This is a genomic window from Kitasatospora sp. NPDC057904 (assembly GCF_042887925.1).
Classification (GTDB): domain Bacteria; phylum Actinomycetota; class Actinomycetes; order Streptomycetales; family Streptomycetaceae; genus Kitasatospora.
Genome location: NZ_JBHVOL010000001.1, coordinates 875,254 through 892,913, shown reverse-complemented (window position 1 = coordinate 892,913; position 17,660 = coordinate 875,254). Strand labels below are relative to the sequence as shown.

The window sequence follows — 17,660 nt, the reverse complement described above, 5'->3', positions numbered from 1 at the left end:
GCATCGACGTATCGGATACATGCTCGTATCATCCCGGAGGAAGGCACTCGCACCCCCACTCCGGGAGGACGCCATGACCACCCCGCTCCCCGACTCCCTCGCCGCCGTCGTCGGCCCGATGCCGCAGGGCGTCACCTTCCCGCTGCCGCCGACCTTCGACTCCGTCGAGGCCGAGCGCCAGTACCGCAAGGAGCAACTCGCGGCCGGCTTCCGGCTGTTCGGCCGGTTCGGGTTCTCCGAGGGCGTCGCGGGCCACATCACCGTGCGCGACCCGGAGAACCCGCAGTGGTTCTGGGTCAACCCGTTCGGCATGGCCTTCGGCCAGATCAAGGCCTCCGACCTGATCCTGGTCGACCACGAGGGCAACCTGCTGCACGGCAGCCGCCCGGTCAACAAGGCCGCGTTCGTCATCCACTCCCAGGTGCACGCCGCCCGGCCCGATGCGATCGCTGCCGCGCACTCCCACTCGCTGCACGGCAAGGCCTTCTCCAGCCTCGGCATCCCGCTCGACCCCATCACCCAGGACGCCTGCGCCTTCTTCGAGGACCACGCCGTCTACAGCGACTACCGGGGCGTGGTCAACGAGGTGGAGGAGGGCAAGCGGATCGGCGCGGCCCTCGGCCCGCACAAGGCCGTCATCCTGCAGAACCACGGCCTGCTGACGGTCGGGCAGTCCGTCGCCGAGGCGGTCTGGTGGTTCGTCACCATGGAGCGCTCCTGCCAGGCGCAGCTGCTCGCGATGGCCGCCGGCACGCCCAGGCTGATCGACCGCGAGACCGCGCTGCGCACCCGCGAGCAGATCGGCAGCTCGCTGGCCGGCTGGTTCCAGGCCCGCCCGCTGTGGGACCAGATCACCGTCTCGGACCCGGACCTGTTCGACTGATCCGGGCCCTGCGGTTCATGCGCGCTCGGTCCTGACCTCCTCGGTCCTGACCTCGTACGGGCGCAGCCCGCGCTTCTCGTAGTTGCGCAGGGCGTTCGGGTGGTCGTTGCTGTCGGTGTGCAGCCAGACCCGGCGGACGCTCTGCGCGCCGAGGGGCTCGGTGGCCCAGGCCTGGCGCAGGGCGAGCGTCAGCGCGTAGCCGCCGAGGCCGCGGCCGACGTGCTCGGGGACGAGGCCGAAGGTGGTGACCTCGACGTCGCCGCCCGGGTGCGGCTCCAGGTTGGCGACGCCGGCGGGCTCGCCGTCGTGGGTGAGCAGCCAGTACTGGCGGCGCGGGTGCTCGGCGAGGTGGGCCGCCCAGTCCTCGGCGGTGCGGGCGGTGCTGCGCCAGCCGTGCGGCGCCCCGACGCGCGCCTGGACGGCCTGCACCGTGGGTGACGCGCCGTCGGCGGGGGTGAGGGCCAGCCCGGCGACCGGCGGGGACGGGCGCAGCTCGGCGGGGTCGGTCATCTCCAGGTACGTGACGATCTTCTCCATGCGCCCAGGCTACGGCCGCGTCCCGCCGCCCCCCCCGTGCCGTCGGGGTGTCAGAGGCCGAGGTCGGTCAGGCCCGGGTGGCCGTCGGGCCGGCGGCCCAGGGGCCAGTGGAACAGGCGCTCGTCCGCGGCGATCGGCAGGTCGTTGATGGAGGCGTGGCGGTGGGCCATGAGGCCGTCGTCGTCGAACTCCCAGTTCTCGTTGCCGTACGAGCGGTGCCACTGGCCGGAGTCGTCGCGCCACTCGTAGGCGAAGCGGACGGCGATGCGGTGGCCGTCGTGCGCCCACAGCTCCTTGATCAGGCGGTACTCGTGCTCGTGCGCCCACTTGCGGGTGAGGAAGGCGGTGATCTCCTCGCGGCCGGTGACGAACTCGGCGCGGTTGCGCCAGCGGCTGCCGGGCGTGTAGGCGAGGGCGACGCGCTGCGGGTCGCGGGTGTTCCAGCCGTCCTCGGCGGCGCGGACCTTCTCGTGGGCGGTCTCCGTGGTGAACGGGGGCAGGGGCGGGCGCTGTGCGGACATGCGTGACCTCCTGGGGCGCTCGTGGGCGCGGTTCCGGCGCGGCGAGAACGACCGTTCTCGCCTCCTCGGCTACTCTAGGAGAACCAACGTTCTCACGCAAAGGGCACGGCAGATGGACCACGACGCCACGCGCACCGGCATCCTCGACGCGGCCGAGGAACTGTTCTACGGCCAGGGCATCCAGGCCGTCGGCATGGACGCCGTGCGGACCGCCTCCGGCGTCACCCTGCGCCGCCTCTACCAGTACTTCCCGTCCAAGGGGGACCTGGTCGAGGCCTACCTGCTGCGCCGCGACGAGCGCTGGCGCGACGAGCTCGCCGCCCAGGTGGCCGCGGCCACCGCCGATCCGGGCGGGCAAGTCCTGGCGGTCTTCGACTGGTTGGCCGACTGGTTCGCCCAACCCGCCTTCCGGGGCTGCGCGTTCGTCAACGCCTTCGGCGAACTGGGCGCCACGGCACCGGTGGTGGCCGCCGCCGCGCGGCACCACAAGGACGAGTTCGCCGCCTACCTCGCCGGCCTCGCCGCGGCCGCCGGCGCGCCGCCCGCCACCGCCGCCCACCTGGCCCTCCTCGCCGAGGGCGCCATCACCGCCGCCGCCATCCGCGGTGACGCCACCCCCGCCGCCGAGGCGAAGGAGGCCGCCCGCGTGCTGCTGCGGGCGGCCGGGGTCTGACGGTTCCGGAGTCTGACGGTTCCGGGGTCTGACGGTTCCGGGGACCGAGGGGCCGGGGCCTGAGACCGGGGCCCTATCCGGCCCCGGACGCACGACACCGCCGGGCCCAGGGAGGGCCCGGCGGTGTCAGGACGGTGCGGGGATCAGGCGCGGCGACCGCGCTTGCGGCGGGCGAAGACCACCGCGCCGGCGCCGAGTGCCACAAGGGCCGCGGCGGCGGCCGCGATCGGCATGGTGTTGGAGGAGCCGGTGGCGGCGAGGGCCGGGCCGCTCGTCGTGGCCCCGGCGGTCGGGGTCGCGGCGGAGGTGCCCGCGGCCGTGGTGCCGCCCGTGCCGGTGGACGGCGTGCCGGCGGCGGTGGAGGAGCCGTCGGTCGGCTGGCCGGTCGGGGTGGTGGCGCCGGCGGGCTGGCCGGTGGCCGGGTCGAGGATCAGGGTCGCCGACTGGGCGTTCTTGAAGTCGAACATGCCCTCGATGGAGCCGGCGCGCTCGTCGAAGGAGGAGTCGCCGACGCGGCCGGTCTTCCAGTTGTCCTCGACGAAGCGCAGGACCGAGGTCTGGTCGGTCTGGGTGTGGTCCACGAAGTTGGACTTCGAGTACGGGGACAGCACCAGCAGCGGCAGGCGCGGGCCGTAGCCGCAGCGGTCGGCGTAGCCGCCCGCGCCGGCGTCCTTGCCGCACTGGCCGGTGCCGCTCAGGCTGTCGTTGACGGCGTCGCGCGAGCCGTTCACGGGCTCGACGAACTTGTGGTCGTACCAGCCGTCCGAGTCGTCGTAGGCGATGACGACGGCGGTGGAGGCCCAGTCCTTGGACTTCTGCAGCTTGTTGACCGTGTCGACGACGAACTGCTGCTCGTCCAGCGGGTCGGAGTAGCCGGCGTGGCCGTCCTGGTAGTTGGCGGCCTTGAGGTAGGAGACGGCGGGCAGGTTGCCGTGCTGGAGGGCCGCGTCGAAGTCGGTCAGGTCGTACTGGTGGTTGGCCTGGCCGTTGTGGCCGATCTCGTCCACGGTCTTGGGAGCCAGGTGGCTCGGGTTCGCGGTGGACTTGTAGTACTGGAACGGCTCGTGGTGCGGGTTGTAGTCGGTCTGCGACGCGCCCACGATGTTGTTGTGGGAGGCGCCGCAGACGGCCTTGCCGTCCTTGGAGGCGGTCGGCTTGAAGCCGCCCTGGAACCAGCCCCAGCTGACGCCCTTGTCGTTGAGGAGGTCGCCGATGTTCTTGCCGGTCATGACCAGCTGGTTGTGCGCGGTGCTGGAGCACTCGTCGTAGCCCGGGTCGGGGTCGTTGATGACGGTGCCGACGCCGTTCGCGTCCGGGGAGGCGACCGCGTAGGCGTCGGTCGTCTTCTGGCCGGTCTTCGGGTCGACCGCGTAGCCGCCGTGCGTCTGGCCCGAGACCAGGTTGATCGCGCCGGGGGTGGACGGGCCGTAGTTGGTACCGAAGGAGTTGTCGCTCATCGCGAAGCGCTGGGCGTAGTTCCAGTACCCGGTGACGGTGTTGCCGTCGTAGTAGTCCATGACCAGGCCGGGCTGGGTGAACATCGGGGCCTTGCAGCTCTCGACGTTCGTGTGCTCGACGAACTTGTCCATCTTGCCGCCGTCGACGGCGAGCTGCTCGTCCTTGTACGTGTGGTCCTGGTCGCAGGTGACGGCCTGCGTGGGGGCCAGGCGCTTCGGGTTCATCGCGTTCGGGTTGTGGTGCAGCAGGTCGTCCCCGAGGCCGTCCACCTTCGGGGTGTCCGGCTTGGCGGTGAACTTCACCTTGTCGTCGGCGGTGTTGGCCGCGTTCGGGTAGGTGCCGAAGTAGTGGTCGAAGGAGACGTTCTCCTGGAATATCACCACGACGTGCTTGATCGGCGTGGCCGTCTGCGGGTCCTCCGCGGCGAAGGCCGCCGGGGTGCCGCCGAGGGCGGTGAGGGACATGGCCCCGACGAGGCCGGCGCCGTACCGGAGCCACCGGTTGCGGGTGGGGACTGCGTGCATGCTGTGATCCTCGAACATGTCGTCAACGAGTGGGGTCGCGCGGGGCGAGCAGTCGCTCTCCGGCGGCGGCCAAGACGCTAAAGGGAACAGATGAACGCGGTTCCCGGCCGCAGGTTACCGGACAGTAAACCAGAGACGTCCGTCAGGGTGACCGGGGTTGACGGCCAACTGTCTTTTCTTGGTGATCGGTTGACGATTCCTTGACCTGGGGCTCGGCTCAGGAGGTCGAGGGGGTGAACGGCGCGCCGGGCGGGATGGTCGCCGGGGGGATCACGATCGCGGGCGCGAGCTTGTGGCAGCCGTCCCAGGATGCGAGGTAGCCGGGCGGGCAGGACTTGGGCGGCGTCGGCAGGGTCGGCTCCGGGCGCGGCGGGATCGTCCATCCGGGCGGGGCGCCGGGCGCCGGGTGGTCGGCGGGCGGCTCTGCGGCGGGGGGCTTGGGTGCGCTGCTCTTCGGGCGTGGGGCCGACGTCGGGGCTGCGGGGGCGGGCGGAGCTGCGGGAGCGGGCGGGGCGGGCTTCTTCGCGGACGGCTCCGGAGTGTCCGGCGCGTCCGGCGTCTCCTGGGTGGCCGTAGCGCTCGGCGCGGCCGGTGTCCCGGTTGCCGCGTCGGTGGCCGGGGATTCGGTCGTGGTCGGGGAGGCGGACGGACTCGGGGAGGCAGTGGGTGACGCCTCGGAGGCCGGTGTCGAGGCGGCGGAGTCCGGTCCGGTCAGGAGCAGTGCGCCGCCGCCCAGCGCCGCGAGCGCGCAGATGCCGGCCGCCATCCCGAGGGCGACCTTGCGCCGCCGTGCCGGGTTCACACCTATTACAGCGTTCACGCCCGTTTCGGTGTCCGTACCCGGGTTCTCCCGCTCGGTCCCGAGGTCGTCCGCTTCTCTGCCGTCCTGCATGCGTGCCCGCCTTTTCGATCTTCGCTTCCGAACTGCGCGGGAGCGTAGCAGTGGCCTCGGACACCGGCGGAGGAAGGGCTGTTCGTACGCCCGGTCGGCCGCTCCTCGGGGTCGACCCCGACGAAAGATCAGGGGTGGCGGGTCGGGACCCTTATTGATCTTGAGGGGCCGGAGTCGGCAGACTCGTCGCCGAGCCGAAGAACGGTCGGCTCTACTGACGATCAGTCTGGAGTTGCATCACCCGTGAACCCCTACGCCAACCGCACCCGTTGGGCCGTCCTCGCCGCCGCCGGTGCGCTCACGGCCGCCCTGACGGTCGGCGCGGGCACCCCCGCGCTGGCGGCGCAGCCGGCCGCCGTCCCCAGCGGTGCCCCGGCGAGCGCCGCGCCGCTGGCGCCGCTGGACGCGGCGGCCGTCCGCAAGGCGCTCGACGCGCGCCCGGCGGCCGACGTGTCGGCGGCCTTCGTCCGCGTCACCGGCTCCGGCGGCAGCCTGGACGCCACGTCGGGGGATGACGTGGACACCGGGGGCCGGTTCCGGATCGGCTCGATCTCGAAGGTCTTCACCGCCACCGTCGTCCTCCAGCTCGCCGCCGAGGGGCGGATCGACCTGGACGGCACCGTCCAGCAGTACCTCCCGGACGTCCTGCCCGAGGGGTTCCCGCCGGTCAAGGTCGGCCAGTTGCTCGATCACACCAGCGGCCTGCCGGGCGGGTCCAACGCGTTCTGGGGCGACGGCACCACCGCGTGGTTCGCCGACCACGGGAGCGACGGGTACACCCCGGAGGAGATCGTCGCCACCATGGCCGGCCAGAAGATGGCCTTCGACCCGGGCACCCAGCAGCAGTACAACGGGATGAACAGCTTCGTCGCCGGTCTGCTCGTCGAGCGGGTCACCGGGCACAGCTACGCCCACGAGCTGCGCGAGCGCATCATCCGTCCGCTCGGCCTGCACGACACCTCGCTGCCGGACGCGGACGACCCGCGCCTGCACCACCCCGCCAGCCACCCGTACCTGACCGTCCCGGACCCGGACGGCGGCACGTACCGGGCGGACGTCACCGAGCAGAGCCCCTGGCCCTGGGCGGAGGGCGGCATGATCTCCAGCGCCCCGGACCTCGAGCGCTTCATGACCGCCCTCTTCCGCGGCCGGCTGCTGCCCCCGGCGCAGCAGGAGAAGCTGTTCACCGTCCCGGACGTGCCGGTCGCCGCGGACAGCACCCACTGCCCGGGCAACAAGGCCTGCATGAGCATGGGCCTGGAACGCCTGAAGCAGAACGGGGTCGTGATCTGGGGCAAGACGGGCTCGCGCCCCGGCTACACCAGCGGAGTGTTCGCCACCCGGGACCTGGGCCGCACCGTGGTCTACTCGGTCAACCCGACCGGACTGGACGGTGCCGAGAACCGGTACTCGCTGAAGGTGCTCGTCACCGCCTTCGGCCTGGCGCTCCACGCCTGAGGCCGCTCCCGCAAGGGAGTTGACGGGGCCACGGATTCGCCAACAGCATCCGGAGAACGGCCGGGGCCCCCGTCCGTGCCGTCAGGAGACGGCGGCCGTCCGCCGCTCGAAGACCTCCGGGCGGGCCGTCTCCAGCGCGGTCGCGACGGCGCCGAGCAGGACCGCGTCCTGGCCCAGACGGGTCGCCTCCAGGCGCGGGCGCATCGGCGAACGCTCGTGCAGCGCCTCCTCCAGCGGGCGCAGCAGCAGGTCGGCGCTGCGGCCGATGCCGCCGCCGAGGACCACGACGTCCGGGTCGAGCAGCGCCGCCACGACGGCGAGCGCGTGGCCGAGCCGGTCGGCCTCCAGCCGGACGGCCTCCGCCGCGGCCGGGTCGCCGGAGCGGGCCCTGTCGAACACCTTCTCCGCCGTCAGCGGCCGGCGCATGCCGAGCCCGAGGGCGGTGCGCACCACCGCGTCGGCGGAGACGGTCTGTTCGAGCGTCGGGTCGCCCTCGACGCCGGGTGGGACGTCGCAGCCGGGCAGGCGCAGGAGGCCGAGTTCGCCGGCCGCGCCGTGGGCGCCGGTGAGCAGTTCGCCGTCCTTGACGACGCCGACGCCGAGGCCGGTGCCGACGAGGAGGTAGACGAAGAGGCGGCTGCCCTCGCCCGCGCCGTAGGTGTACTCGCCGACGGCGGCCAGGTTGGCGTCGTTGGCGACGGTGACGGCCCGGCCGCTGCCGAGGCCCTCCGCGATGCGGTCGAAGAGGCCGGGGCGGCCCCAGCCCGGCAGGTTGGCGGCGAGCTGGACGCTGCGCCGCCGCTCGTCCCACACGCCGGGGGAGCCGGCCACGGTGTGGGCGATGTCGGCCGGGGTGAGGCCGGCCTCGGCGATGGCCTCCTGCGCGGCGGCGACGGCGGCGTCGGCCACCGCGTTCGCCGAGCGGCCCCGGTTGGGCAGGTCGCGGCGGGCGACGATCCGGCCGGACAGGTCGGCGACGGCCACCCGCAGCCGGGCCCGGCCGATGTCGAGGCCGAGGACGTGCCCGGCGGCCGGGTCGGCCTCGTACAGGACGGCCGTGCGGCCCCGGTCGGGGGAGAAGCGGCCGGCCTCGCGGGCCAGGCCGGCGAGTTCGAGGGCGGCCAGGGCGGCGGAGACGGTGGGCTTGGACAGGCCCGTGTCGCGGGCGAGCTGGGCCCGGGAGAGCGGTCCGTGCACGCGCAGCCGCTCCAGGAGCAGCCATTCGTTGTTGCTGCGCAACCGCTGCCGGTTCCAGGTCTGCCGACCGGGCAGCGGCACCGGGGTGGGCGGGGCGGGGTCCCGGGGGGCCTGGTCGGCCGTTCTCCGTCCTGCTGCGTTCATTCGGCCGATGGTATGGCACCGTCCGGCGGCGAACGAGCCCGGGCGGGGCACGATCGGGAGGCCGGGGCCGGTGGTGGCGGGACCGGCCGTTCCGCGCCACCACCGGTGGGGTGACGGGCCGTTGCGGCCGCGTCAGCTGATCGTGTAGCCCGCCCCGAAGGCGGTGACGTCCAGCGGGCCGTCGAGGTTGTAGTTGCCCGTCGCGGCTATGCGGCGCAGGCACTCGACGCGGTCGACGGACTTGCGCCACTCGTCGGCCGTCGAGCCGTTGGCCGGGTTGGTGAGGTCGTCGACGCGGACGTCGAAGAACGCCGCGAGCCAGGCGTTCTCCCCGGCGCTCGACGGCGGGCCGGCCTTGGCGTTGGTGCGGGCGATCAGCGCGGGCAGCGCGTCGTACTCGCCGCCGTTGCCGTGCTGGATCGAGGCGTCGTACAGCTCGGCGCGGGCGAGCGCGGTGGTGAGTCCGAGCTGGTCGGCCTGGCTCATCGCGGGGGAGAAGTAGCGCTGGTCGACCTGGTCGTCCTGGACCTGGCGGAAGGCCGGGTCGTCGGCGGCCTGCTGCCACGCCGCGATGTAGTCGGCCTCGGGCAGCCCGCTGGTGTCGCCGCTGCCGGCTGCGGCGAGGCGCTCCAGCTCGGGGACGAAACGGGCCAGCGGGTTGTCGGGGACGGTTGCGGTGTAGGCGCGGACGACCTTGAGCGCGTCGCCGTCGTTGGTGGTGAAGCCGGCGCGCCCGGCGGTGACGCCGCGGCCGTCGTTGATGTTCTCGGCGTAGCCGTACTGGATGACGGTGGTGCTGTTCTCGAAGATGCTGATCAGCTGGTCGGCCCGGCGGCGCTGGTCGGCGGTCATGCCGCCGGCGTCCAGCGGGCGGGCGGCGGTCGCGGTGGTGGCGGCCGCCGTGGGGGCGGTGGGGGCGGCGGGCAAGGCGGGCGAGGCGGTTGCGGCGCAGGCGGGGCCGGCGGCCAGGGCGACCGCGGTGGCGACGACGGCGAGGCGGGGGACTCGGGCAAGTCGCATGGCTGTGCTCCGTTTCTCCGTGGGGGTGAGGTGAAGCGCGAGCTCGCGGCAGCAGACTAGGGGCCCGGGCGCGCCCCGGTCCATAAGGTAAGTAAACTTTCCTAATAAATTTCCGAGAGGATTCGGCGAGGAGGGCGCGCCCATCGTCGGCAGGTGCGTTTATCGCGTGTTGATCACCCGCCCCTAGCGTCTGCCGCATGGACGAGAGCACGGCCGAGCGGCCGGGGGACGCCGGGCGGCTGCCCGAGGGGCGGATGACCGAACAGGACGCGGACCGGTTCCGGCAGTTGCTGACGGGACTGGAGAACTCGCTCGCGGCGGACCGGGAGGCGGCGGTGCGGCGGGACGGATGACCGTCAGTTGCAGCCGCAGTCGCACCCGTCACAGCCGCAGTCGCAGCCGTCGCCGCAGCACTGGCAGCACTGGCAGCAGTCACCGCACCCGTCGCAGCCGCTGCAGTCGCAGTTGTCGCAGCAGTCGTGCCGCTCGCAGAAGCCCTTGCGCGGCTCGCGGCTGAACGGGTCGTTGTGCTCGCAGCACATCAGCTGGCACGTGCAGGCCATGAGCGCCCACACCGCGCAGCCGGCCAGCAGGTTGCGCGGCTGCGGCGGCTTGGGGCCGACCGGGGTGAAGCCGGGGCCCTGCGGGATCCACGGCGGGGCGGGCGCCTTCTCGGACTCCCGGCGCGGCGGGGCGTCCTGGGGGTGCTCGGCGGACGGGTGCTCGGCGGACGGGTGGCCCCCGTCTCCGCCGCTGCCGGGCGTCCGGGTGCGGCACGCGGCGGTGTGACGGGCGGAGCCGAAGACCCGGTCGACGGCGGTCTCCGTCTCGTGCGCGAGCAGGACGTGCACCAGCGCCCGGTCCGTCAGTTCGACCTCGCGCAGCGCCAGTCGGATGCCGTGGACGGCGTCGCGGCACAGCCGTTCGGCCTCGGCGCGGTCGGTGCCGGTGGCCGTCAGCGGGTTCCAGGCGCCGCTCGCCGCGTCGGCGTCCTGGTCCTCGGCGGCGTCGAGGAGGTGGGCGAGCCGGCCGAAGAGCCGTCCGGCCTCGGCGAGCGGGGCCGCGTTGCCGGGGCGCCCGGCGAGGACGGCGGTGTGTGCGAAAGCGGCCGACGTCGCGCTCTCGGTCGGCTCGGTGACCAGCAGGACGGACCCGCCCGGGCGCAGCGCGCGCTCCAACTCGCCCTGCCGGGAGGCGGCGTCGAGCAGGACGGCGGTGTCGAAGCCGACCGCCGAGGCGCTGCCCGCGCTCTGCCGGTCCCAGCGCCGGGTGACGGCCCGCGCCCCCGCCGCGACCGGCCGGCGGGCGAAGACGCCGTCGCGGTCCTCGACGTGGTCGCGGATCTTGACCGAGGCGAGCGCGAGCGAGACGGCGGCCGCGAGCCGGGCGCCCTCGCCCTTGGCGACGGAGGCGGTGCGCATGCCGCGCAGCGGGCACGGCCCGGCGGTACGGCGCCAGGAGGAGTCGTCGCGGGCGCTCTGCGCCTCGACCAGCACCGAGATGATCAGGCCGTCGTAGTTGGTGGCGGTGCGGGCGAGCTGCCCGTGGTCGTCGCGCAGCGCGAGGCACAGCCCGCACAGGTGCGCCATCCACGAGCTCTGGAGCCGCTCGGACAGCCGGTGCTTGCACGGTCTGATGATGCCGAACATGATTCCCCCTCGCCGTTCGGGCCTCTGACCAGCCCCGATCCGGCCGACATCATATGATCAGCCGCCCTGCCGGGCCGAGGGGTCGCACGAGATCCGCACACGCCGGGGCCGGGTCGCGGCGGCCCCCGACACCTCCCGGCCGGCCGTTCTTCGGACAAGGGCCCGCGCGACCGGGAACCGCGTCCCGGATCCGGGATAGCATCGCGAATATGGGAATCGAGACGGCCGCCGACGAGCGGCTCGCCACCAGGCTCGCCGAGCTGCGGGTCGAACGCGGCTGGACGCTGGAGGAGTTGGCACGGCGGGCGGACGTCAGCCGGTCCACGCTGTCGCGCGTCGAGCGGGCCGAGGTCAGCCCGACGGCCGCGCTGCTCGGGCGGCTGTGCGCCGTCTACGGGCGGACCATGTCCCGGCTGCTCGCCGAGGTCGAGTCCGCGCCCGCGCGTCTGGTGCGGGCCGGGGAGCAGCGGGTCTGGCGGGACGGCACGAGCGGCTTCGTCCGCCGGTCCGTCTCCCCGCCGCACAACTCGCTGCGCGCCGAGATCATCGAGGGCCGGCTCCCGGCGGGGGCCGACATCGTCTACGACCGCCCGTGCGTGCCCGGCATGGAGCACCACCTGTGGGTGCTGGAGGGGGAGTTGGAGCTGACCGTCGACGGCGAGCCGCACCGGCTCGGCGCCGGCGACTGTCTGCGCTACACCACCTCCTCCAGCCGCTTCCGCAGCCTCGGGCCCGGCGAGGCCCGGTACGCGCTCGTGGTGGTGGAAGCGTGAACGGCGCGAACCCCGCGATAGCGAAGGCGCCCCGCGAGCGCTTCGACGCCGCCGGGCGCCGCGTCCTGCTGGTCTGCGTCGCGGGCGGGTTCACCACCCTGATCGACCAGTCCGTCCTCAACACCTCCATCCCCGCGCTGCGCGAGAGCCTGCACGCCCAGCCCGCCCACCTGCAGTGGATCGTCGCCGGGTACTCGCTGGCCTTCGGTCTCGCCCTCATCCCCGGCGGGCGGCTCGGCGACGTCCTCGGCCGCAAGTGGTTCTTCGTGACCGGCCTCGCCCTGTTCACCCTGGTCAGCGTGGTCTCCGCGACGGCCGCCGACCCCGGTGTGCTGATCGCCGCCCGGCTGGTGCAGGGCGCGGGTGCCGGACTCGTCAACTCCCAGATGATCGGCACCCTCCAGGACGTCTTCGAGGGCCAGCTGCGCGCCCGCGCCCTCGGCATGTACGCCGTCACCGGCGGGCTCGCCTTCGCGCTCGGGCCGCCGGTCGGCGGCGCGGTGCTGGCGGCCGTCGGCCCCGAGCACGGCTGGCGGCTGACCTTCCTGCTCAACGTGCCGTTCGGCCTCGCCACCGTCCTGCTCGCGGCGCGCCACCTGCCCCGGCCGCGGCCGAGCGCCCGCAACGCGAACCTCGACCTCGTCGGCCTCCTGCTCGTCGGTGCGCTCACGCTCGCGCTGATGCTGCCGTTCGTCCAGCCGCCCGCCTGGACGGGGTGGCTCGCGTTCGCCGCCGTCGCCGGGCTCCTGCTCGGCACGCTCGTGTGGTGGCAGCGCCGCTACGCCCGCTCCGGCGGCCACCCGCTGATCCACCCCGCGCTCACCCGCTCCGCGCCGTACGCGCTCGGGACGGCCACGGCGATGGCCCAGTTCGGCTCCTCGCTCGCGGCCGGCCTCGTGCTCACGATGTTCCTCCAGGACGGCCTCGGGCTCTCCCCGATGGGCGCGGCCCTGGTGGCGCTGCCGTCGGCGGTCGCGATGGGGGTCGCCTCCGCACTCGCGTGGCGGGTCGTGCAGCGCTTCGGCCGGCGGACCGTCACCGCGGGCATGACCGGCTCCGCGCTCGCGATGCTGCTCAGCGGCCTGGTCGCGCACTGGGCCCCCGCCGCCGTCCTGCCGTGGCTGCTCGCGCTGCTCCAGTTCCTCGGCGGGGCCTCGGTCGGGCTGATGGGCGCCACCAACCAGTCGTACGTGCTGCGCCACGCCCCCGCCGAGGCGGCCGGGGTGAGCGGTGCGATCCTGCAGATGGCCCAGCGGATCGCGGCGGCCGTCGGCGTCTCGGCACTGTCCGGCGTCTACCTGCGGGCCACGGACGCGGGCGGCGGCCACCGTTCGGCGTACCTGTACGCGAGCCTGGTGTGCGCGGCCCTCGCCGGGCTGGCGGTGCTGGCCTCGGTGCTGGCGGGCCGCGCGACGGCCCGCGAGGCGGCGGGCGCGGGCGGGGTGTCGGTAGAGGTCGGGGCCGGGGCCGTGAGCCGTGGGGAAGCGCCGGCCCGGTGAGCAGCGGCCCGCCCTGAGCCCTGGGCGAACATCCGTCGGCTGACGCTCCGCCCCGACGTACGGTGATCGGCATGACGGACGTTCGGATCGTGGACCTGCCCGACGTGGCGATCGCCTGCCGTGAGAGCGGCCCGCCCGACGGGCCGCCGCTGGTGCTGCTGCACGCTCTCGGCGAGCGGGCCTCGGACTGGGACGGCGTCCTGCCCGCGCTCGCGCCGGGGCACCGCGCGTACGCGCTCGACCTGCGCGGGCACGGCGACAGCGGACGCGCCGCCGTCTACAGCCTGGAGGCCATGCGCGACGACGTCCTCGCCGTGCTCGACGCGCTCGGGCTCGACCGGGTCGACCTGGTCGGCCACTCGATGGGCGGCGCGGTCGCCTACCTGCTCGCCCAGGCGCGTCCGGAGCGGATCGGCCGCCTGGTGCTGGAGGAGATCCCGCCGCCGTTCCCGCGCCCGGCGAGCGCCGTGCCGGACGCGCCGCAGGAGCCGGTGGACTTCGACTGGGCGGTCGTCCGCCCGCTCAAGGCCCAGGTGGACACCCCCGACCCGGCCTGGCGCGAGGGCCTGCGGCGGATCACCGCGCCGACCCTCGTGGTGGCGGGCGGTCCGACGAGCCACGTCTCGCAGGAGCGGATCGCCGACCTGGCCGCCCTCATCCCGGACTGCCGCACGGTCACCATCGACGCCGGCCACCTGGTGCACGCCGCCCGCCCGGCCGAGTACGTCGCCGCCGTGGCGCCGTTCCTGGCGGTCTGAGCGGTCTGAGCGGCCTGGCGGTTTGAGTGGTCCGAGTGGCCTGAACGGTCTGACGGCGGCGCCCTCCGGCTCTCTCCCAAGCCGGCGCCCTACCCCGCCGGCTCCGGCGCGACCGACGCCGGGGTGAGCGGCAGGGTCGCGGTGACCCGGAAGCCCGACCGGTACGGCGTCGCGGAGAGCTCGCCGCCGAACAGGGCGATGCGTTCGGCGAGTCCGATCAGCCCGTGGCCGGTGGACAGCTCGCGCCGGGTGGCGGTGCAGTGGCCGGCCCCGTCGTCGACCACGTCCAGGTGCAGCACGTCGGTCCAGGTGATCCGGACCGCGGCGTGACTGCCCGGCCCCGCGTGCTTGGTGATGTTGGTGACGGCCTCCTGCACGAGCCGGTAGGCGGTCAGGTCGACGCTCTCGTCGAGGTGCGCCGGCGTCCCCTGCACCTCCAGGTCGATCAGCACCCCGGCCCGGCGGACGTCCTCCAGCAGCGGGGCGAGGTCCGCGAGTCCCCTGCGCCGGACGCCGTCCTCGACGGGCGCGTCGGCGGTGCGCAGGAGGCGCAGCAGGCGGCGGAGTTCGGCCATGGCGCCGCGGCCGAGGTCCTCGATCCGGGTGAGGGTCTCCTCGGCGCGGGGCGGGTCGGCGGCGGCCGTGGCGCGGGCGGTCTCGGCCTGCATGACGATGACGGCCACCGCGTTGGCGACGATGTCGTGCAGCTCGCGCGCGATCCGGACGCGTTCGTGGGTGACGGCCAGGCGGGCGCGGGCGAGCGCGAGGCGGTCGTGCTCGGCCGCGGCGGCGGTGGCCCGGCTCCACCGGCCGACGCCCCAGGCGGCGATGGTGAGCGGCAGGTAGAACGCGAGGGCGGTGACGAGCGCGGCCGTCCGGTAGCCGGGTGTGCCGAGGCTGGTCAGGATGTCCGCGGTGTCGAGGCCGATCGGCACGGCCGTGAGGGCGAGGGCGGTGAGGGCGGCCGGGCGGCGGCACAGCCGGGCGACGGTGTACAGCGCGACGAGAATGCCGAAGTACGGCGTGAAGTGGAAGTCGGTGAGGATGGTGAGCACGCTCGCGCCGGCCGCGAGCGCCCAGACGACGAGGTACACCGCCGTCGGCCACCGCCGCCGGAACAGCAGGGCGACGGCCTCCGGCAGGGCGAAGGCGGCGAGCACGAGCCGTGCGGGCCAGCTCGTGCCGGGGGCGATCGGGTCACCGAAGAAGAAGGCCTCGGGGACGATGACCGCGAGGGCGAGGGCGGCGTCCTGCACCCGGGCGGACCGGATCCACCGGCGGGTTCCGGCCGGGACCTGTTCGGGATCCATCCGGTCGGGCTCCTTCCCTCAGCCGCCGGTGCCGGTCAGCACCTGGGCGGGCAGTTGACGCTGATGCAGCAGATCCCGGCGGCGAAGACCGAGACGTCGCTCGCGGCGAAGCCGGTCCACCAGTCGTCCCCGGACCCGGGGGCGGGCGCCGACGGCGGACGGGTGACCGGGTAGCCGAGCTCGGCGAACACGGCCCACAGGTCGCCGCCGTGGCGCCGGACGCTGTCGACGAGCCCGTCCGCCGTGGTGCTCGCGGCCGCCGGGGCCTGGGCGGACGGCGAGGCGAGCGAGAGGACGGCGACCGCGGCCCGGACGCCGTCCACGGCGACCGCGGCCAGGCTGACCCCGGCCACCCGGAGCGCCTCGGCGCCGTCGCCGGGGTCGGGGGCCGGGCCGAGCCGCACGAGGTAGCGCTGCCAGGGGTCGCCGACGGTCCTCGGCGGATCGGGCACGAGCACGCTGCGCGGACCGGCGAGGATGCCGTGGGCGAGGGCCGGGCCCGCCGTGCCGCCGGGCCCGATGAGGTGCACGGTGGCGCCCACCGCGGGGGACTGGGTGGAGTGGTCGTTCATGGCGGAGTCCTGGGGGTGAGGGTGCCCGGGGCGGGCATCGGCCGAACGCGTGTCCGGTCCAGTCCTAACCCGCCCGCTCCCGGGCCGCCCCCAGGGGGCGACCGCCCGGGTGAGCTCGCGAGCGGGGTCGTGCGTGCCGCCGGGAAGTCGCCCGGGGCGGCCGTCGTTCGCGTACGTGGCATGCCCCCACGGTGGACCGCCCCCGGTCCCGGGCACCTGAGGCCCTCGTCCCGGCGCGGTCCCGGTCACCCACGGCGACCCCGGATCGAAGCGCTCAGACCCCCGGCTCCGACGGCAGCCGCCCGCTGCGCACCGCCGCGACCAGGTCCGCGTGGTCGGCCTCCGTGCGGTCCGCGTAGGCGACCGCGAAGGCGGCGACCGCCTCGTCCAGCGCCTCGCTCTTGCCGCAGTAGCCGGCGAGGACGCCCGGGTCGGCGGTGTGCGCGTGGGCCCGGGCGAGCAGCGCGCCGGTGATCCGGGCGTAGTCGTCGAGCTGGCCGGGCAGCAGCGCGGCCGGGTCGACGCTGCCCTTGCGGTTGCGGAACTGCCGTACCTGGTAGGGCCGTCCGTTCACCGTGGTCCAGCCGAGCAGGGTGTCGCTGACCACCTGCATGTGCTTCTGGCCGAGCACCACCCGGCGGCCCTCGTGCGGCTCCGGGTCCGTGACGGCGAAGCCCGCGCGGGCCAGGTGGGGCAGGAGTACCGACGGGCGGGCCTCCTTGACCTGGAGCACGAGCGGCTGGTCCCGGTGGTCGGTGAGCAGCACGACGTACGAGCGGGTGCCGACGCTGCCGGTGCCGACCACCCGGAACGCGACGTCCTGGACCCGGTGGCGGGCGAGCAGCGTGCGCACCTCGGCGGGCACGGTGTCGACGTACGGGCCGAGCGATTCGGCGACCGCCGCGGCGAGCTCGCACGGCAGCTCGGTGAGCACCGGGGGAGCGGCGGTGAAGCGCCAGGCGCCGTCCGCCTCGCGGACGGTGCTCTTGGCGGCGAACCGGGCGCTGGTGTTGCCCAGCGCCTTGGCACCGACCTTGCGCAGCACGTCGGCGAGGTCGTGCGCCTCGGCGAAGGAGACCAACTGCTCGTCGGCCACGGCGTTCCAGGCGTCGAGGGCGGGCAGCTTGGCGAGCGTGCGCACCGTGCGGCGGTAGGCCCCGGCCACGTGGGCGGCGGCCTGGCGGGCGGTGGTCTCGCTCGCCCCGGTCTCGCGTCCGGCCAGCACCAGGCTGGTGGCGAGGCGCTTGAGGTCCCACTCCCAGGGGCCGGGCACGGTCTCGTCGAAGTCGTTGATGTCCATGACGAGTTGGCCGCGGGCGTCGCCGTAGAGGCCGAAGTTGGCGGCGTGCGCGTCGCCGCACAGCTGGGCGCGGACGCCGGTGACGGGCGTGCCCGCGAGGTCGGCGGCCATCAGTCCGGCGGAGCCGCGCAGGAAGGCGAACGGGGTGGCGGCCATCCGGCCGACCCGGATCGGGACGAGGCGGGGCAGCCGGCCGGCGTTGGAGGCTTCCAGGGCCTCGACGGCGGTCGGCCGGTCGGCCGCGGGGGCGAACAGCGCGTGCTCCTCGCGCGGCACCCGCCCGCGCAGCGCCTTGCCGCGCTCGCGGGCGCGGGTGTCGTGGTGCCGGGCGAACCCGGGGACGGCGAAGCGCCGTTGGGGCTTCCCGTCCGTGTCTGCCGTGGCCTCGTGCACCGCATCGGTCACCTGTGTCACCGCTTCCCGCCCGCCCTTCGTCGCTCCCCCGCCCGGCGACGTGCGCGAACGGCCTGCGAGTGGAGTGACGTTCGAACG

At 74.6% G+C, this 17,660-nt stretch carries 17 protein-coding genes; 7 read left to right on the top strand and 10 right to left on the bottom strand.

Annotation, left to right across the window (positions count from 1 at the left end; all coding sequences use genetic code 11):
* Nucleotides 1–73 precede the first annotated feature (73 nt).
* A complete protein-coding gene (locus ACFVSN_RS04220; RefSeq protein ID WP_380509222.1) occupies nucleotides 74–883 on the top strand; it encodes a class II aldolase/adducin family protein in 810 nt (269 codons plus the stop codon).
* Nucleotides 884–898: 15 nt separating this feature from the next.
* Here the strand turns inward: ACFVSN_RS04220 and ACFVSN_RS04215 are convergent, their stop codons facing one another.
* Together ACFVSN_RS04215 and ACFVSN_RS04210 are read right to left on the bottom strand one after the other, a co-directional pair.
* Nucleotides 899–1,420 (bottom strand): GNAT family N-acetyltransferase, encoded by a 522-nt coding sequence (locus tag ACFVSN_RS04215; RefSeq protein WP_380498933.1) that lies wholly within the window; start codon nucleotides 1,418–1,420, stop codon nucleotides 899–901.
* Nucleotides 1,421–1,470: 50 nt separating this feature from the next.
* Nucleotides 1,471–1,941: a DUF1348 family protein gene (locus tag ACFVSN_RS04210; protein ID WP_380444951.1), complete on the bottom strand. Its 471-nt coding sequence runs from the start codon at nucleotides 1,939–1,941 to the stop codon at nucleotides 1,471–1,473.
* Nucleotides 1,942–2,053: 112 nt separating this feature from the next.
* Between ACFVSN_RS04210 and ACFVSN_RS04205 the strand changes: the two genes are divergently transcribed.
* Entirely contained in the window at nucleotides 2,054–2,614 is a 561-nt protein-coding gene (locus ACFVSN_RS04205) for a TetR/AcrR family transcriptional regulator (RefSeq protein WP_380444950.1), read from the top strand.
* Nucleotides 2,615–2,757: 143 nt separating this feature from the next.
* On the opposite strand, the gene ACFVSN_RS04200 is transcribed toward ACFVSN_RS04205, so the two are convergent.
* Together ACFVSN_RS04200 and ACFVSN_RS04195 are read right to left on the bottom strand one after the other, a co-directional pair.
* Entirely contained in the window at nucleotides 2,758–4,596 is a 1,839-nt protein-coding gene (locus ACFVSN_RS04200) for a phospholipase C (protein ID WP_380444949.1), read from the bottom strand.
* A 217-nt stretch (nucleotides 4,597–4,813) separates the two neighbouring features.
* Nucleotides 4,814–5,488, bottom strand: coding sequence for a hypothetical protein (locus tag ACFVSN_RS04195; protein ID WP_387953685.1), 675 nt, complete (start codon nucleotides 5,486–5,488; stop codon nucleotides 4,814–4,816).
* Between the two features lie 243 nt (nucleotides 5,489–5,731).
* Here ACFVSN_RS04195 and ACFVSN_RS04190 point away from each other — a divergent pair, with 243 nt between their 5' ends.
* Entirely contained in the window at nucleotides 5,732–6,946 is a 1,215-nt protein-coding gene (locus ACFVSN_RS04190; protein WP_387598965.1) for a serine hydrolase domain-containing protein, read from the top strand.
* A gap of 81 nt (nucleotides 6,947–7,027) precedes the next feature.
* On the opposite strand, the gene ACFVSN_RS04185 is transcribed toward ACFVSN_RS04190, so the two are convergent.
* Complete coding sequence (locus tag ACFVSN_RS04185; protein WP_387598967.1) at nucleotides 7,028–8,287, bottom strand: ROK family protein; 1,260 nt, start codon at nucleotides 8,285–8,287, stop codon at nucleotides 7,028–7,030.
* A 132-nt stretch (nucleotides 8,288–8,419) separates the two neighbouring features.
* The gene (locus tag ACFVSN_RS04180) at nucleotides 8,420–9,307 is read right to left on the bottom strand and encodes a chitosanase (protein WP_380509236.1); all 888 of its coding nucleotides are present in this window, start codon (nucleotides 9,305–9,307) and stop codon (nucleotides 8,420–8,422) included.
* Nucleotides 9,308–9,504: 197 nt separating this feature from the next.
* Here ACFVSN_RS04180 and ACFVSN_RS04175 point away from each other — a divergent pair, with 197 nt between their 5' ends.
* Nucleotides 9,505–9,660, top strand: a complete 156-nt coding sequence (locus ACFVSN_RS04175; protein WP_359958721.1) for a hypothetical protein — start codon at nucleotides 9,505–9,507, stop codon at nucleotides 9,658–9,660.
* A gap of 3 nt (nucleotides 9,661–9,663) precedes the next feature.
* Here the strand turns inward: ACFVSN_RS04175 and ACFVSN_RS04170 are convergent, their stop codons facing one another.
* Nucleotides 9,664–10,956, bottom strand: coding sequence for a DUF5685 family protein (locus ACFVSN_RS04170; RefSeq protein WP_380509239.1), 1,293 nt, complete (start codon nucleotides 10,954–10,956; stop codon nucleotides 9,664–9,666).
* Nucleotides 10,957–11,165: 209 nt separating this feature from the next.
* Here ACFVSN_RS04170 and ACFVSN_RS04165 point away from each other — a divergent pair, with 209 nt between their 5' ends.
* From ACFVSN_RS04165 to ACFVSN_RS04155, 3 genes are all read left to right on the top strand, one after another.
* Nucleotides 11,166–11,729: a helix-turn-helix domain-containing protein gene (locus ACFVSN_RS04165; protein WP_380444944.1), complete on the top strand. Its 564-nt coding sequence runs from the start codon at nucleotides 11,166–11,168 to the stop codon at nucleotides 11,727–11,729.
* Nucleotides 11,726–13,228, top strand: coding sequence for an MFS transporter (locus ACFVSN_RS04160; RefSeq protein ID WP_380444943.1), 1,503 nt, complete (start codon nucleotides 11,726–11,728; stop codon nucleotides 13,226–13,228). The genes ACFVSN_RS04165 and ACFVSN_RS04160 overlap by 4 nt, the downstream gene beginning before the upstream one ends.
* 71 nt (nucleotides 13,229–13,299) lie before the next feature.
* The gene (locus ACFVSN_RS04155) at nucleotides 13,300–13,986 is read left to right on the top strand and encodes an alpha/beta fold hydrolase (RefSeq protein ID WP_380499440.1); all 687 of its coding nucleotides are present in this window, start codon (nucleotides 13,300–13,302) and stop codon (nucleotides 13,984–13,986) included.
* Between the two features lie 89 nt (nucleotides 13,987–14,075).
* Here the strand turns inward: ACFVSN_RS04155 and ACFVSN_RS04150 are convergent, their stop codons facing one another.
* The 3 genes from ACFVSN_RS04150 to ACFVSN_RS04140 form a co-directional block, all read right to left on the bottom strand.
* Nucleotides 14,076–15,296 carry a sensor histidine kinase gene (locus ACFVSN_RS04150; protein ID WP_380444941.1) on the bottom strand — a complete coding sequence of 407 codons (1,221 nt, stop codon included), beginning with the start codon at nucleotides 15,294–15,296 and terminating at the stop codon, nucleotides 14,076–14,078.
* A 35-nt stretch (nucleotides 15,297–15,331) separates the two neighbouring features.
* A complete protein-coding gene (locus tag ACFVSN_RS04145; RefSeq protein ID WP_380444940.1) occupies nucleotides 15,332–15,868 on the bottom strand; it encodes a hypothetical protein in 537 nt (178 codons plus the stop codon).
* A 274-nt stretch (nucleotides 15,869–16,142) separates the two neighbouring features.
* Entirely contained in the window at nucleotides 16,143–17,573 is a 1,431-nt protein-coding gene (locus ACFVSN_RS04140; RefSeq protein WP_380444939.1) for a DUF2252 domain-containing protein, read from the bottom strand.
* Nucleotides 17,574–17,660: the final 87 nt, after the last annotated feature.